Raw genomic sequence first — 12,659 nt, 5'->3', positions numbered from 1 at the left:
CTGGCCCGTTCTTTATTGCTGGCGCTTATTCTTCGCGCCGCAGGGCCGGAAACAGAATCACATCGCGGATGCTGGGGCTGTCGGTGAGCAGCATCACCAAGCGATCAATGCCAATGCCGCAGCCACCTGCTGGCGGCATGCCGTACTCCAACGCACGGATATAGTCGGCATCAAAGTACATGGCTTCTTCATCGCCAGCATCTTTGGCGATCACCTGCATGTGGAAACGTCGCGCCTGATCTTCTGGGTCATTGAGCTCTGAAAAGCCATTGGCAATTTCGCGGCCAGTGATAAAGAGCTCAAAGCGCTCGGTGATTTCGGGCCGCTGATCGGACGCACGTGCCAGTGGCGAGACTTCCACGGGATAGTCAATGATGAAGGTTGGATCCCAGAGTTTGGACTCGGCCACTTCTTCAAAGAGTGCCAATTGCAAGGCACCAAGGCCGGCATTTTTTAGGTTTGGCGCGTTGATGTCCACACGCAACGACTTCAATGCGGAGCGCAGCGCCTCGCGGTCTTGCAAGATGGCATCGGTATATTGCGGCGCGTGTTGTTGAATGGCTTGCACAATGGTGAGTCGCTCAAATGGCTTGGCCAAATCAAGGGTTCGGCCCTGATAGGTCAGGGTGGCCGAGCCGGTTGCCGCAATAGCCGCATGGCGCAGCACGCCCTCGGTGAAGTCCATTAGCCACTGGTAGTCGGTATAGGCCGCGTAGAACTCCATCATGGTGAACTCGGGGTTATGCCGTGGGCTTAAGCCCTCGTTGCGGAAATTGCGATTGATTTCGTAGACCCGCTCAAACCCACCAACAATCAGGCGCTTCAAAAAGAGCTCTGGTGCAATTCGCAAAAACATCTGCTGATCCAGCGCGTTGTGGTGGGTGATAAAGGGTTTGGCTGCGGCACCACCAGGAATCTGATGCAGCATCGGTGTTTCGACTTCTAAAAATTCATGGTCGTTCATGAAGTGTCGAATCGCCGAGAGCGTTTTTGAGCGCGCCAAGAACACCTCGCGTGAATTGGCGTTGACAATCAGATCAACGTAACGCTGGCGGTAACGGGTCTCGGTGTCATTCAGGCCGTGGAATTTGTCAGGCAGTGGCCGAAGCGACTTGGCGACCAAACGAACCGCGTTGCAGCGGACCGACAACTCACCCTTCATGGTTTTAAACAATACGCCGCGTGCAAATACGATGTCGCCCAAGTCCCAGTGCTTGAAGGATTCGTGGGAGTCGATGCCAACCCCCTCGTCGTTTAGGTAGATCTGTAGCCTGCCTGTGGCGTCTTGTAGCGTGGCAAAGCTGGCTTTGCCCTGAACACGCTTGAGCATCATGCGGCCGGCGATGCTGACTTCCACATGTTCGCTTTCTAACTGCTCGCGGCTGTGTTGTTCGTAGCGGCTGTGCAGGGGGCTCGCATGACGGGTGGGGTGGACATCATTGGGGAAGGCGACCGGGTTGGTAGCACGCAGGGCATCGAGCTTGGCCCGGCGTTCAGCCATGACTTGGTTTTCGTCAAAGCCCGAGTGGTCTAGCTCGTGGCTGGTGGTGTCGCTGGGCGTGGTGGGGGCTTGGCTCATATTAGATTCCCTGTTTCAGGCTGGCCTCGATGAAGGCATCCAGGTCGCCGTCAAGTACGCGTTGTGTGTTGGAGATTTCCACGTTGGTGCGCAGATCTTTAATGCGTGACTGATCTAAAACATAGCTGCGGATCTGGTGGCCCCAGCCCACATCAGTCTTGCTGTCTTCGAGTTTTTGCTGCTCTTCCATGCGCTTGCGCAGCTCGTGTTCGTAGAGCCGCGATTTCAGCATCTTCCAGGCTTCGTCACGATTTTTGTGCTGTGAACGATCGTTTTGGCACTGCACGACAATGCCTGTCGGGAGGTGGGTAAGACGCACGGCAGAGTCTGTTTTGTTGATGTGCTGGCCACCCGCACCAGAGGCCCGATAGGTGTCGGTGCGAACATCGGCCGGGTTAATCACGATTTCAAGTGAGTCGTCTACTTCAGGGTAGACAAATACTGATGCAAAAGAGGTATGCCGGCCGCCGCTAGAATCAAAGGGCGATTTGCGAACAAGTCGATGAACACCCGTTTCAGTTCGCAAAAAACCAAAGGCATAGTCACCGGAAATCTTGATGGTGGCTGATTTAATGCCGGCCACATCGCCGTCGGACTCTTCCAGAAGTTCCGCCTTGAATCCTTTGCGCTCCGCGTAGCGCAGGTATTGCCGCAGCAGAATGGATGCCCAGTCGCAGGCCTCGGTGCCGCCGGCGCCCGCCTGGATATCCAAAAAGCAGTTGAGTGAATCTGCAGGATTAGAAAACATCCGGCGAAATTCCAGGTCGGCGACTTGCTTTTCAATAGCGGCGGTGTCGTCTTCAACGGCCACCATGGTGGCCTCGTCGTTTTCATCGCGGGCCATCTCGAGTAACTCGAGTGATTCGGCGATGTGAGTGGTGAGTTGGGAGATCGATTCGACGACCAGTTCAAGCGACTTTTTTTCCCGGCCGATGTCTTGGGCCCGCTTGGGGTCGTTCCAGAGTTCTGGGTCTTCGACTAATCGATTAACTTCTGCGAGCCGGGCGGCCTTGGCATCGTAGTCAAAGAAACCTCCTGAGTTCGTCTACGCGTTTGCGCAGCGACTGCAAAGAGGATTCGATTAGATTGATGCGTTCAGCTTCCATTCGGTTTTTCGCTTAAAAAGCCCGATTTTACGCCACTCCAACGATCTCAAGCTGGACCGAGGACTGGCCCTGCCAGTCGTTGACGGCGAGCCGATAGGCCAGGCTGGCGGCCGCACCCAGGTCTTGGGGGGCGTTAAACCAGATCGCCTCGATGCGGGCCTGTGCGGCCGCGCCCTCGGCCTCATGGGCCAGCAGCAGCTTCAGGTGCCGCTCCTTCAATCGACGCTGTTGCAAGACCTGAAATCGATTCACGAAGATTGGACCGGGAAAGCCCTGGCCCCAGACCTGCTGACCCAAGATCAAGGCCACATCTAGCCGCAGGTACTGTGGATCCAGTGGTCCGTCGGTCTCAATTTGTTGATGGAGATCTTCGGGGTTGGCAAAGCTGGCCACAGTGGATTCAAAGAGGTCTTGAAATTGGTCGAGACGATCCTTGTGTAGCGTCAGGCCTGCCGCCATGGCATGGCCACCAAAGGCCAGAATCAGGCCGGGGTGCAGGGTGTCGATGCGCTCTAAGACATCACGAATGTGGACCCCGGGGATCGATCTTCCGGAGCCTTTGATTCGTTGGCCGTCATGATCATCGGCAAAGACGATGGTGGGCCGATAAAAAGATTCTTTCAGCCGGCCTGCGATCAGGCCGACCACGCCCGGGTGCCAGGCACTGTCGTGTAGCACAATGCTGTAGCGCTGGCCTGTTGAGATGCGGGGTGACTGCATGATGCTGCGGGCTAAGGTTTCCGCCTGCTCTCGCGCATCGGCCTCAATCTCGCGCCGTTCGCGATTCAAACGATCTAGCTCTTCAGCAAGCTGCATGGCCTCTTGAAAATCATCGGTAAGCAGGCAGCGAATGCCGATGCTCATGTCACTAAGCCGGCCCGCGGCATTGAGCCTTGGTCCGATGGCAAAACCAAAATGTGTGGTGTTGGCCGCCCGGACATCGAGATTGGCTACCTGAAAAAGTGCGTTAAGCCCGGGGAAAGAGTCGCCTTTGCGAAGGCGACGCAGCCCCTGGCTGACCAGGCGGCGATTATTGGCATCAAGTTTCACCACATCGGCAATCGTGCCCAGAGCAACAATTGGCAGCAAGTCATCCAACCGCGGTTCGGCTGACGCAGAGAAACAGCCGGCTTGCCTCAGGTGGGCCCGAAGGGCCAAGAGCACATAAAACATCACTCCCACGCCTGCGAGATTTTTGCTGGGGAATGCGCAGCCGGGCAGGTTTGGATTCACGATCAGGGTCTGCGGCAGCTCCTGGCCAGGCAGATGATGGTCGGTGATTAGTACATCAATGCCTTTGGCCTGTGCGGCCTTGACGCCAGCGATACTGGAGATGCCGTTATCGACTGTGATGATCAGATCAATTGGGTCGTTGGCATGGCACTGGGCAGCATGTTCGACCAGTGCAGGGGTGAGCCCATAGCCAAACACAAAACGGTCGGGCACTAAATAATCCACGCGCGCACCCAATCGGCGCAGGCCACGGACTGCAACGGCACATGCCGTAGCGCCATCGGCGTCGTAGTCGGCCACCACCAGACATTTCTTCTGTTCGGCAATCGCGTTTGCCAGTAAGGCCGCTGCTGACTGTATGTTTTGCAGGTGCGATGGCGCGTGGAGTGCATCGAGTCCATCGGCAAGCTCTGCGGCATTTTGGACGCCGCGGGCGGCGAACACGCGGGCCAGCACGGGGTGCAGGCCGCTGGCCAGCAGTCGCTCAAAGGCAGCCTGATCCAAGGGCCTTTGATGAAGACGTGGTGGGGCGCTTGATGCCATTGATGGAGTGGGGGTCTGTGGGCCGCTCATAGCCCGCTAGTATGGCAAACTCCGGCCATGCTTCCTTATGAGATTTTGATTGGTCTGCGCTACACGCGAGCAGGCCGTTATGCCAAACCACCGGCATCCACTCCTGGCCAGCCGAAAAAACCAAGTGCAGGCAGCAGGAATCGATTCATCTCGTTTATTTCTGGCTTGGCCACGGCTGGGATTGCCTTGGGCGTTGCCGCGTTGATCGTGGTGTTATCAGTCATGAACGGATTTCAGAAAGAAGTCCGTGATCGAATGCTCGGCGTGCTCTCGCATGTGGAGGTCTTGTTGCCGGGCCAGCCGATTGCCAATGTATCGAGCCTGCAGCCAGCGGTAAGCCAGCATCCCCAGGTGGTGGCATCGGCACCTTTTGCGATGTCTCAGGCCATGGTCTCGCATGAGGGTCAGATGCGGGGCGTTCTGGTCAGAGGCATTGATCCACGACAAGAGCCAAGTGTCAGCGGCGCACTCTCTCGTTTGGTCTCCGGCCGATTGGATAGCCTGGCGCCACGCCAGTTTCAGATTGTGTTGGGCAAAGAGTTGGCCAATACCCTGCGCGTTGGGGTGGGTGATCAGATCGTCGTGATTGCGGCCGATGGCGTGGTGAGCCCAACAGGCGTGACACCGCGGCTGCGACAATTCACGGTCTCTGGTGTGTTTGCCTCTGGGCACTTTGAATATGACAGCAATCTTGCGCTGATTCATGCCCAAGATGCAGAGCTTTTTTTCAGAGAGCAGGCCATCGTGGGCCTGCGCGTGATGCTCAAAGACATGCAGCGGGCGCCGGATGTGGCGCGAGAGTTATCAGCGCAATTGCCCCGTGGTGTGGTGGTGCGCGATTGGTCTTATGAGAATCGAAACTGGTTTGCAGCCGTGCAAGTAGAAAAACGCATGATGTTCATTATCTTGATGCTCATCATTGCCGTGGCGGCGTTTAATTTGGTGTCGATGCTGGTCATGACCGTGACGGATAAGCGTAGTGATATTGCAATTCTGCGAACCCTTGGGGCCCAACGGCGCAGCATCATGGCCATTTTTGTGGTGCAGGGTGCTTGGCTTGGGTTTTTAGGGGTCGTGATTGGGGTGGCCTTGGGGTCGCTGATTGCGGCCAACATCGATGCGGTAATGTCGGGCATCGAGGCGCTCTTTGGTTTTCAGGTGTTGCCCAAGGGCATTTATTTCATTGATCGACTGCCTTCGGATTTGCGTTGGCCGGATGTGGCGCAGATTGGTGTGATCGCCTTTGTGTTGTCGCTTCTGGCCACGATTTATCCCAGCTGGCGTGCATCACGTTTAGAACCCGCCGAGGCGCTGCGCTATGAATAACGTGTTTTATTGGAGCGGGGACCGCCGTGGCTGACGTTTTGATCCAAGCAACTGGTCTGCGCATGGTCTATGGGGATGGCCCTGGCCAAGTGGTGGCGCTCAACGGCGTTGATCTTAGCCTGCGCAAGGGGGAGACGATTGCCGTGGTGGGGGCCTCGGGCGCTGGCAAAAGTACCTTGTTGCATATTCTTGGGGGGCTGGATCGTCCAACAGATGGCGATGTTGTGTTTGCGGGCCAGTCGCTCTATGCACTCACCGATGCACAGCGAACCACGCTGCGTAACGCCTCATTGGGTTTCGTTTATCAGTTTCATCATCTTCTGCCCGAATTCACCGCAGAAGAAAATGTGGCCATGCCGCTTTTTATCCGACGCGAAGCGCCCGAACTTGCTCGTGAAAAGGCCAGGGCCATGCTAACGCGAGTCGGCTTAGCTGAGCGCCTCACCCACACGCCTGCCATGCTGTCTGGCGGGGAACGCCAGCGGGTGGCGATTGCGCGGGCCTTGGTGACTCAGCCAAGTTGTGTGTTGGCCGATGAACCCACCGGTAACTTAGATCGGGCCACAGCGGCAAAGGTGTTTGAGGTACTCATTGAGCGTGTTCGCGGCGAACAGTCTGGCTTAATTGTGGTCACCCATGACCCAGAACTGGCCGCCCGTTGTGATCGGACCCTGTCGCTATCGTGATGGGTGGTTTGATCTACCGCGTTTTTTGCGCTGAATAACTTCCCAGCGTACCCAGAGATTCCAGCCCAATCGCGTCAAGAGATAACCAACTACGGCCAGTGATGTGGCCAAGGTGAAGACGCCCACCACCAGGGGCCAGCCCATGCCCAGGGCCCAATCCCCAAGTGCGATAAAGGAATCAATCGGTGCGGACCAATTGAAGTCTGGCGGGGCAGGAAAGGCTGCCCCTGCCGTTCCGCCGGCGTTAGCCTCGGCCGGCAAGATGGCATTCAGAATGATCAGGCCAATCTTTAGCGCCAGCACATAGAGCGGGATGAAGGTGATTGGGTTGGTGTAAAGCGTGACAAAGACCGCGACCGGCAGGTTCCAGTGGAATAGAAAAGAGGCAAACGCAGCGCCTGCCATTTGAAAGGGCGCCGGAAAAAGCCCGCAGAAGAGTCCTGCGGCCACACCGCCCGCCACACTGCGGCGATGCAGGGTCCAAACGGCCGGATGCAATAGCCACGGCCCGAACCGGCGCAGCAGCTTGTTTTGTTCCAACGCGGTCTGGTCGGGCAGAATGCGTTTGAGATACTTTCTTGCCATAGCCGACCATTCTAGCCATGCTGATCGATAGCCATTGCCACTTGGATTATCTGGATATGCCGCAGGTGCTAGGCGGCCTGGAAGGGGCATTGGCACGAAGCCGGGCCGCCGGGGTGCGCGCCATCGTGGTGCCATCGGTTTACCCTGCCAATTTTCAGCGGGTCCAAGACTTGGCCCATGCTCAGACGGAGGTGTTTTACGCCCTGGGGATCCATCCGATGTATGTCGATGATCTAGGCGACGAGGCGATCGTTGCACTCGACAATGCCCTGGACCGCTGCCGGCACGACCCCAAACTTGTCGCGGTCGGGGAGATTGGTCTTGACCACTATGTGCCGGGTTTGGATCGAGAAAAAATGGAACGTTTTTATGCGGCCCAGTGTCGACTGGCGCGCGATTATGATCTGCCGGTGATTCTGCATGTTCGCAAGGCGCAGGATCGGGTCTTGAAGTTTTTGCGTCAGTTCAAGATTCATCACGGGATTGCCCATGCATTTAATGGCAGTCGCACTCAGGCCGATGCATTTATTCAGCAGGGGCTGGTCTTGGGCTTTGGTGGAGCAATGACCTTCACCAGAGCAGCACAGATTCGACGGCTGGCAATGGCGTTGCCGATCGAATCGATCGTGTTGGAAACGGATTCGCCAGATATCTCTCCGTCTTGGAAGTCCAAAGGCGAGGCCAACGAACCGGCTGAAGTTCTGCCGATCGCACAATGCCTTGCTGACTTGCGTGGCGTTTCGCTAGAAGAGGTGAGTCGTCAATCGCAGGCCAATCTAATGCGGGCTCTGCCGCGTCTGTCGCTGCCTTAACCGCGCTTTCGTGTTCCGATGATTTTTCGGCTCGCCATCGGCGTGCTGCTTGGTATTTGCTGGGTCCAACTGCAGCGTGTGCTTCCTGCGCCCTCAGACTTCATTGTTCCGGGGCTGACGGTTTTCGGCCTGCTGGCCATTGCGTGTTTGCGTCGTGATGTCATGCCCTGGGTGTGGCCTTTGCTGGTCGCCGTTTTGGCCGCCTTGATCACCAGCATGGTGGCGCAGCATCAGTTGGATCATCGTTTGCCAGATGGCCTTGACCGAGCTTCGCTTTGGTTAGAGGTGGTGATCGAGGATCTGCCCACGCGGCACGAACGTGGCTGGCGGTTTGAAGTCTCCGTCAGGTCGGCACGTTTACATCCAGACGATGTCCAGCCGTTAAAGGCATTTCCCAATCGTGGTGTGATGCAGTGGTACGACAACGGCAAACAAGGTCTGCCCGCAGTCTTATCTCCTGGTCAGCGCTGGGCCATGCAGGCGCGGGTCCGCCAGCCAGTGGGCACCTTGAACCCCGGCGGCTTTGATTACGAGGCCTGGATGTTTGAAAAGCAGTTGTATTTCACGGCATCCGTTCAAGACGGCAAAAAGTATCCAGCGCCAATCTTGGTGGGCCAAGAGCGCAGCCTTCAGCTTGCGGTGGATCAGGCACGGGACTGGATTCGCGGACAGGTGGAATCACAGATTCCGGATTCACCTGCCCGTGGCGTGATCGCCGCATTGTTGGTCGGCGATCAGCGGGCGATCTCCGTAGAGGAGTGGGCGGTGTTTCAGCGAACGGGTGTCTCTCATCTCATGAGCATTTCCGGGCTGCATGTCACGATGTTTGCAGGGTTGGCGGCCTGGATCGGCGGCATGCTGTGGCGTGTCCTTTGTGTTTGGCCGATTGCATCGGGCCTTTGGTGTCCTGTCCAGTCGGTCCGTGCGGTCTTTGCGGTGGCAGGTGCGCTGGGCTATGCCCTGTTGGCCGGCTTTGCGGTGCCGGCGCAGCGTACTGCATGGATGGTCATGGTGGTGTCCGTTGCGGTGCTTCTCGGCATTCGCGCAAGCCCCTGGGCAGTCTTGTCTGCGGCGCTCTTGGTGGTGCTGGCCTTAGATCCGATTGCGGTATTGGCGCCGGGTTTTTGGCTGTCGTTTATGGCGGTGGGGCTGCTTTTTACATTGGCAGACACGCCAGCAGTTCGCAGTGACTCGGCAATGGCTGCGGCAGCAACTCCCTCACGTTATCGGCAGGTTGGAAACAAACTCGTCGGCCAAGTTAAACAGGCCGCACACGCGCAGATGGCCATTACCTTTGGTTTGCTGCCTGTGACGGTGTTGCTCTTTCAGCAGATTGTCTTGGTGGGACCGCTGGCCAATGCGGTTGCAATTCCAACGGTGAGTTTTCTGGTGACACCACTGGCCATGTTGGGCGCCATCGAGACGGGGCTTTTGGGCACGGGATACGGGTTTGCGCTTGCCGCATGGATTCAACAGGGTTTGACGGGTTTACTGACTTGGTGTGCTGGTTTGTCGTTTGCCCTGGTGGATTGGCCGTCTCCCGGAATTGTGCGAACCACGATTGCATCAGCAGGAATGTTGGTCGCCCTTGGCCGTGTGCTTCCTGTGCGCTGGCATGGCTATCGGCATCTCGGCTGGCTGGGTTTGTTGGCTTTGTATGGTGCAGCGCCAAGCCCACCGGTCTGGGGCCAGATGGAGGTGACCTTTATCGACGTTGGCCAGGGATCAAGTGTGTTGATTCGCACACATGGTCATGTGTTGCTCTATGACACGGGTCCCAGCTTTGGGTCATCTGACGCTGGCCAGCGCATGGTCTTGCCCACACTGCGGCGTTTTGGGGTGAATCGAATTGATCGATTGATGATTTCTCACGGAGACCAGGACCACGATGGCGGCTACACATCAATCACGGCAGTGATGCCGGTTAGCGCAAGCTATTCTTCTGCACCACAAGACTATCCCGGGGCACGGTCTTGTGTTGCAGGGGATTTCTGGCAGTGGGACGGGGTTCGTTTTGATGTGTTGCACCCAACTGAGCCAGAACACAAAGATCGTAATGCGGAGTCTTGCGTGTTGCGGATTCAAGACGCCCACGGCGGCAGTCTGTTGTTAGCAGGAGATATCCCAGAAAAAACCGAACAGATGATCGTTGCCCAGAATCTTTGGAATGCACATCTCAAGGGCGGCCGATCAAAGTCGGTTGGCAGTTCAGGACTTGCTGCCCAGGTGCTGCTCTTGCCCCACCATGGCAGTAAGAGCTCAAGCAGCCGTGAATTCTTAGAGGCGGTAAACCCCAGCCTGGTAGTGATTCAGGCGGGTTATCGAAACCGGTTTGGTCACCCCAATGAAATGGTGTTGGATCGGCTCGCCGCACTTGGCATAAGGCAAGTCGTGCGCACCGATTTGTCTGGGGCCCTGCAGTTGTCTTGGTCTAATCGGCAGCCTGTCATTCGGGATTATTGGGCCGACCACCAGCGTTACTGGCATAGTCGTCGCACGCCGCTGCAGGGCGAGGACTCAGATTAGGGCGAACGCTCCCAGGGAAAGTCTAGCCAGACGTCTTGGGGAAACTCTTTTACAAAACTGTCGGCCATGGGCCTGCCGATCGGCTTGGCGTACAGGGTGGCCACATGGGCGCGGGAGTAATACGGCTTAATCATCTTGATGGTTTTGCCAGTATCAACGAGTTCATCAACGATCAACAGTCCGTCTTCGGTCAAACCAATTGGCTCTGGCCGATGCGTGCGGTCTGGCCATTTGAGTAAGTCTATTTCTTGGATATTCAGGTGGTGGGCAAGTAGTGTGGCGGGTATGAGTCCACCACGCGGGATGGCCAGAATGCGCCGCCACTGGCCGATGGCAGACAGCTGATCGGCCAGTCTTTTGGCATCTTCTTGAATCTCTTGCCAGCCAATTGCAAGACGTGCGTTGTGGGTCAACACTCCGGTCTTTTGTCGGTGAGAGTGGGCGTGCAGCGTGGGGGGGCTTGGCTGTCGAATCAGCAGTTATTGGGCTGCCCAACCACCATCCATATTCCAAGCGGCGCCCCGAATTTGTGTCGCTGCATCAGAGCACAAGAAAACGGCAAGTGCAGCGAGTTGATCGGGTGTGACAAATTCGCCCGATGGCTGCTTTTCAATTAACAGACGATGCTTGGCCTCTTCTGCTGACAGTTTTTGACTTGCCGCACGGGCATCGACTTGCTTTTGAACCAAAGGTGTGAGCACCCAGCCAGGGCAGATGGCATTGCAGGTAATGGGGGTCTGGGCCAGCTCGAGTGCGGCGACCTTGGTGAGACCAACAATGCCGTGCTTGGCAGCAACATAGGCGGATTTCTCTGCCGAACCCACCAAGCCATGCACAGAAGCCACGTTAATAATGCGGCCAAAGCCCCGTTTTTTCATGCCGGGAATTGCGCAGCGCATGGTGTGAAATGCAGAAGACAAGTTAATGGCGATCACGGCATCCCAGCGTTCGACAGGAAAACTCTCGATGGGGGCGACATGCTGGATGCCCGCGTTATTGATCAAGATATCGATTCGGCCCAGTTTGGATTCGGTGGCGCGCATCATGTCTTCGATCTCGCTGGGTTTGCTCATGTCGGCGCCGTGATAGAGCACCCGTACCCCGTGCTCTTGCGCAAGGTTTTTTTGTAAGTCGGCGATGGTCTTGGCGTCGCCAAAACCATTGAGCATGACGTCAGCGCCTTGGGCAGCCATTGCGTTGGCCATGCCAAGGCCAATGCCGCTGGTGGATCCGGTAACGAGTGCGACTTTGCCTTGGAGCATACGGGGTGTTGCCATGGGGGAGTCTCCCTGCGGGTGTTAGGATTTTGTGTCCTTAATGATAAAGGGTTCACTATGCCGCTGTCGGCGCTACCCCGCGTGTCATCTGTCTTGTGTGCCAGCCCCGCCGGCCTGCACCGGGTCGCCTACCAGGAATGGGGCGATCCCGACAATCCCCGGGTTCTGGTCTGTGTCCACGGACTGACTCGGCTGAGTGATGATTTTCGTGATCTGGCGCTTGCCTTGCACAAGGACTATCGAGTGGTGGCCCCCGATATTGTTGGCCGGGGCCGCTCGGGCTGGTTGAAAGACCCAATGGCCTATGGCGTGCCGCAGTACGTGAACGATATGGTCACGCTTTTGGCCCGGCTCAATGTGGCCCAAGTGGATTGGGTGGGCACCTCGATGGGCGGCCTGATTGGCATGACTCTGGCGGCTTTGCCGCAATCGCCGATTCGACGATTGGTGCTCAATGATGTGGGGGCGAAGTTAAGCGGCGAGGCCTTGGGGCGAATTGCGGCGTATGTGGGTCGGGAAACCGAATACCCCAGCAGGGCGGCTGCCCATGCCCGGCTTCGGGTCTTGTATCGGGGCTTTGGCCCGCACTCCGAAGCCCAGTGGGATAGCCTGATTAACGCAGGCCTAGTCGAGGTGCCTGGCTCTGACTGTGTCCGGGTGCACTACGACCCAGCGATTGCGGCGCCATTTCGGCATCATTACGGGCAGGCGTCTCACCCCGGGCAGCCCCCAGCGGATTTGGAACTCTGGCATCTCTTTGATGCCATAGCTTGTCCAACACTGGTCATTCGTGGCGCCGAGAGTGATTTGTTGACCGCCGATGTACTGGCTGAGATGACCCGTCGCGGGCCACGGGCCCAGGCGGTGGCCTTTGCTGGCATTGGTCACGCCCCAACCCTGATGCATCAGGATCAGGTTCAGGTGGTTGCCGATTTTCTGAACTCGGTTTAATTCTG

Annotated in this window: 11 protein-coding genes; 5 read left to right on the top strand and 6 right to left on the bottom strand. The window is 57.2% G+C overall.

From position 1 onward, the window contains the following. Positions 1-25: 25 nt before the first annotated feature. The 3 genes from lysS to recJ form a co-directional block, all read right to left on the bottom strand. Positions 26-1,501 carry a lysine--tRNA ligase gene (gene lysS / locus AOB54_06370; GenBank protein WVN42788.1) on the bottom strand — a complete coding sequence of 492 codons (1,476 nt, stop codon included), beginning with the start codon at positions 1,499-1,501 and terminating at the stop codon, positions 26-28. A 79-nt stretch (positions 1,502-1,580) separates the two neighbouring features. Further along, positions 1,581-2,685 (bottom strand): peptide chain release factor 2 gene (gene prfB, locus AOB54_06365; GenBank protein WVN41121.1). Its coding sequence is split into 2 segments (ribosomal slippage): positions 1,581-2,612 and positions 2,614-2,685, totalling 1,104 coding nucleotides; the frame shifts between segments, so codons are not numbered across the junction. Positions 2,686-2,712: 27 nt separating this feature from the next. Further along, the gene (recJ, locus tag AOB54_06360) at positions 2,713-4,461 is read right to left on the bottom strand and encodes a single-stranded-DNA-specific exonuclease RecJ (GenBank protein WVN41120.1); all 1,749 of its coding nucleotides are present in this window, start codon (positions 4,459-4,461) and stop codon (positions 2,713-2,715) included. A 57-nt stretch (positions 4,462-4,518) separates the two neighbouring features. Between recJ and AOB54_06355 the strand changes: the two genes are divergently transcribed. Next, positions 4,519-5,817 (top strand): lipoprotein-releasing ABC transporter permease subunit, encoded by a 1,299-nt coding sequence (locus AOB54_06355; protein WVN41119.1) that lies wholly within the window; start codon positions 4,519-4,521, stop codon positions 5,815-5,817. A gap of 62 nt (positions 5,818-5,879) precedes the next feature. Next, the gene (locus AOB54_06350; GenBank protein ID WVN42787.1) at positions 5,880-6,503 is read left to right on the top strand and encodes an ATP-binding cassette domain-containing protein; all 624 of its coding nucleotides are present in this window, start codon (positions 5,880-5,882) and stop codon (positions 6,501-6,503) included. Here the strand turns inward: AOB54_06350 and AOB54_06345 are convergent. Beyond that, positions 6,495-7,088, bottom strand: coding sequence for a DUF2062 domain-containing protein (locus tag AOB54_06345; GenBank protein ID WVN41118.1), 594 nt, complete (start codon positions 7,086-7,088; stop codon positions 6,495-6,497). The two genes, AOB54_06350 and AOB54_06345, sit on opposite strands and share 9 nt — an antisense overlap. 17 nt (positions 7,089-7,105) lie before the next feature. On the opposite strand from AOB54_06345, the gene AOB54_06340 reads away from it, so the two are divergent. After that, positions 7,106-7,900 (top strand): TatD family hydrolase, encoded by a 795-nt coding sequence (locus AOB54_06340; GenBank protein ID WVN41117.1) that lies wholly within the window; start codon positions 7,106-7,108, stop codon positions 7,898-7,900. An 18-nt stretch (positions 7,901-7,918) separates the two neighbouring features. Then, entirely contained in the window at positions 7,919-10,426 is a 2,508-nt protein-coding gene (locus AOB54_06335) for a DNA internalization-related competence protein ComEC/Rec2 (protein WVN41116.1), read from the top strand. Here AOB54_06335 and AOB54_06330 read toward each other — a convergent pair. Next, complete coding sequence (locus AOB54_06330) at positions 10,423-10,839, bottom strand: phosphoribosyltransferase family protein (GenBank protein WVN41115.1); 417 nt, start codon at positions 10,837-10,839, stop codon at positions 10,423-10,425. The two genes, AOB54_06335 and AOB54_06330, sit on opposite strands and share 4 nt — an antisense overlap. Before the next feature lie 66 nt (positions 10,840-10,905). Then, a complete protein-coding gene (locus tag AOB54_06325) occupies positions 10,906-11,688 on the bottom strand; it encodes a 3-hydroxybutyrate dehydrogenase (protein ID WVN42786.1) in 783 nt (260 codons plus the stop codon). 72 nt (positions 11,689-11,760) lie between these two features. Between AOB54_06325 and AOB54_06320 the strand changes: the two genes are divergently transcribed. Beyond that, entirely contained in the window at positions 11,761-12,654 is an 894-nt protein-coding gene (locus AOB54_06320; protein ID WVN41114.1) for an alpha/beta hydrolase, read from the top strand. Positions 12,655-12,659: the final 5 nt, after the last annotated feature.

This window comes from beta proteobacterium MWH-UniP1, assembly GCA_036362785.1.
GTDB lineage: Bacteria > Pseudomonadota > Gammaproteobacteria > Burkholderiales > Burkholderiaceae_A > Lacustribacter.
Note: the sequence above shows the minus strand (reverse complement) of the source record. Positions and strands in the feature narration are given on the sequence as shown.

Excerpts from the sequence above, each read along its gene's own strand:
- lysS (WVN42788.1), bottom strand. The coding sequence starts at position 1,501 with ATGGCTGAACGCCGGGCCAAGCTCGATGCCCTGCGTGCTACCAACCCG.
- recJ (WVN41120.1), bottom strand. The coding sequence starts at position 4,461 with ATGGCATCAAGCGCCCCACCACGTCTTCATCAAAGGCCCTTGGATCAG.
- AOB54_06355 (WVN41119.1), top strand. The coding sequence starts at position 4,519 with ATGCTTCCTTATGAGATTTTGATTGGTCTGCGCTACACGCGAGCAGGC.
- AOB54_06350 (WVN42787.1), top strand. The coding sequence starts at position 5,880 with ATGGTCTATGGGGATGGCCCTGGCCAAGTGGTGGCGCTCAACGGCGTT.
- AOB54_06345 (WVN41118.1), bottom strand. The coding sequence starts at position 7,088 with ATGGCAAGAAAGTATCTCAAACGCATTCTGCCCGACCAGACCGCGTTG.
- AOB54_06340 (WVN41117.1), top strand. The coding sequence starts at position 7,106 with ATGCTGATCGATAGCCATTGCCACTTGGATTATCTGGATATGCCGCAG.
- AOB54_06335 (WVN41116.1), top strand. The coding sequence starts at position 7,919 with ATGATTTTTCGGCTCGCCATCGGCGTGCTGCTTGGTATTTGCTGGGTC.
- AOB54_06325 (WVN42786.1), bottom strand. The coding sequence starts at position 11,688 with ATGCTCCAAGGCAAAGTCGCACTCGTTACCGGATCCACCAGCGGCATT.
- AOB54_06320 (WVN41114.1), top strand. The coding sequence starts at position 11,761 with ATGCCGCTGTCGGCGCTACCCCGCGTGTCATCTGTCTTGTGTGCCAGC.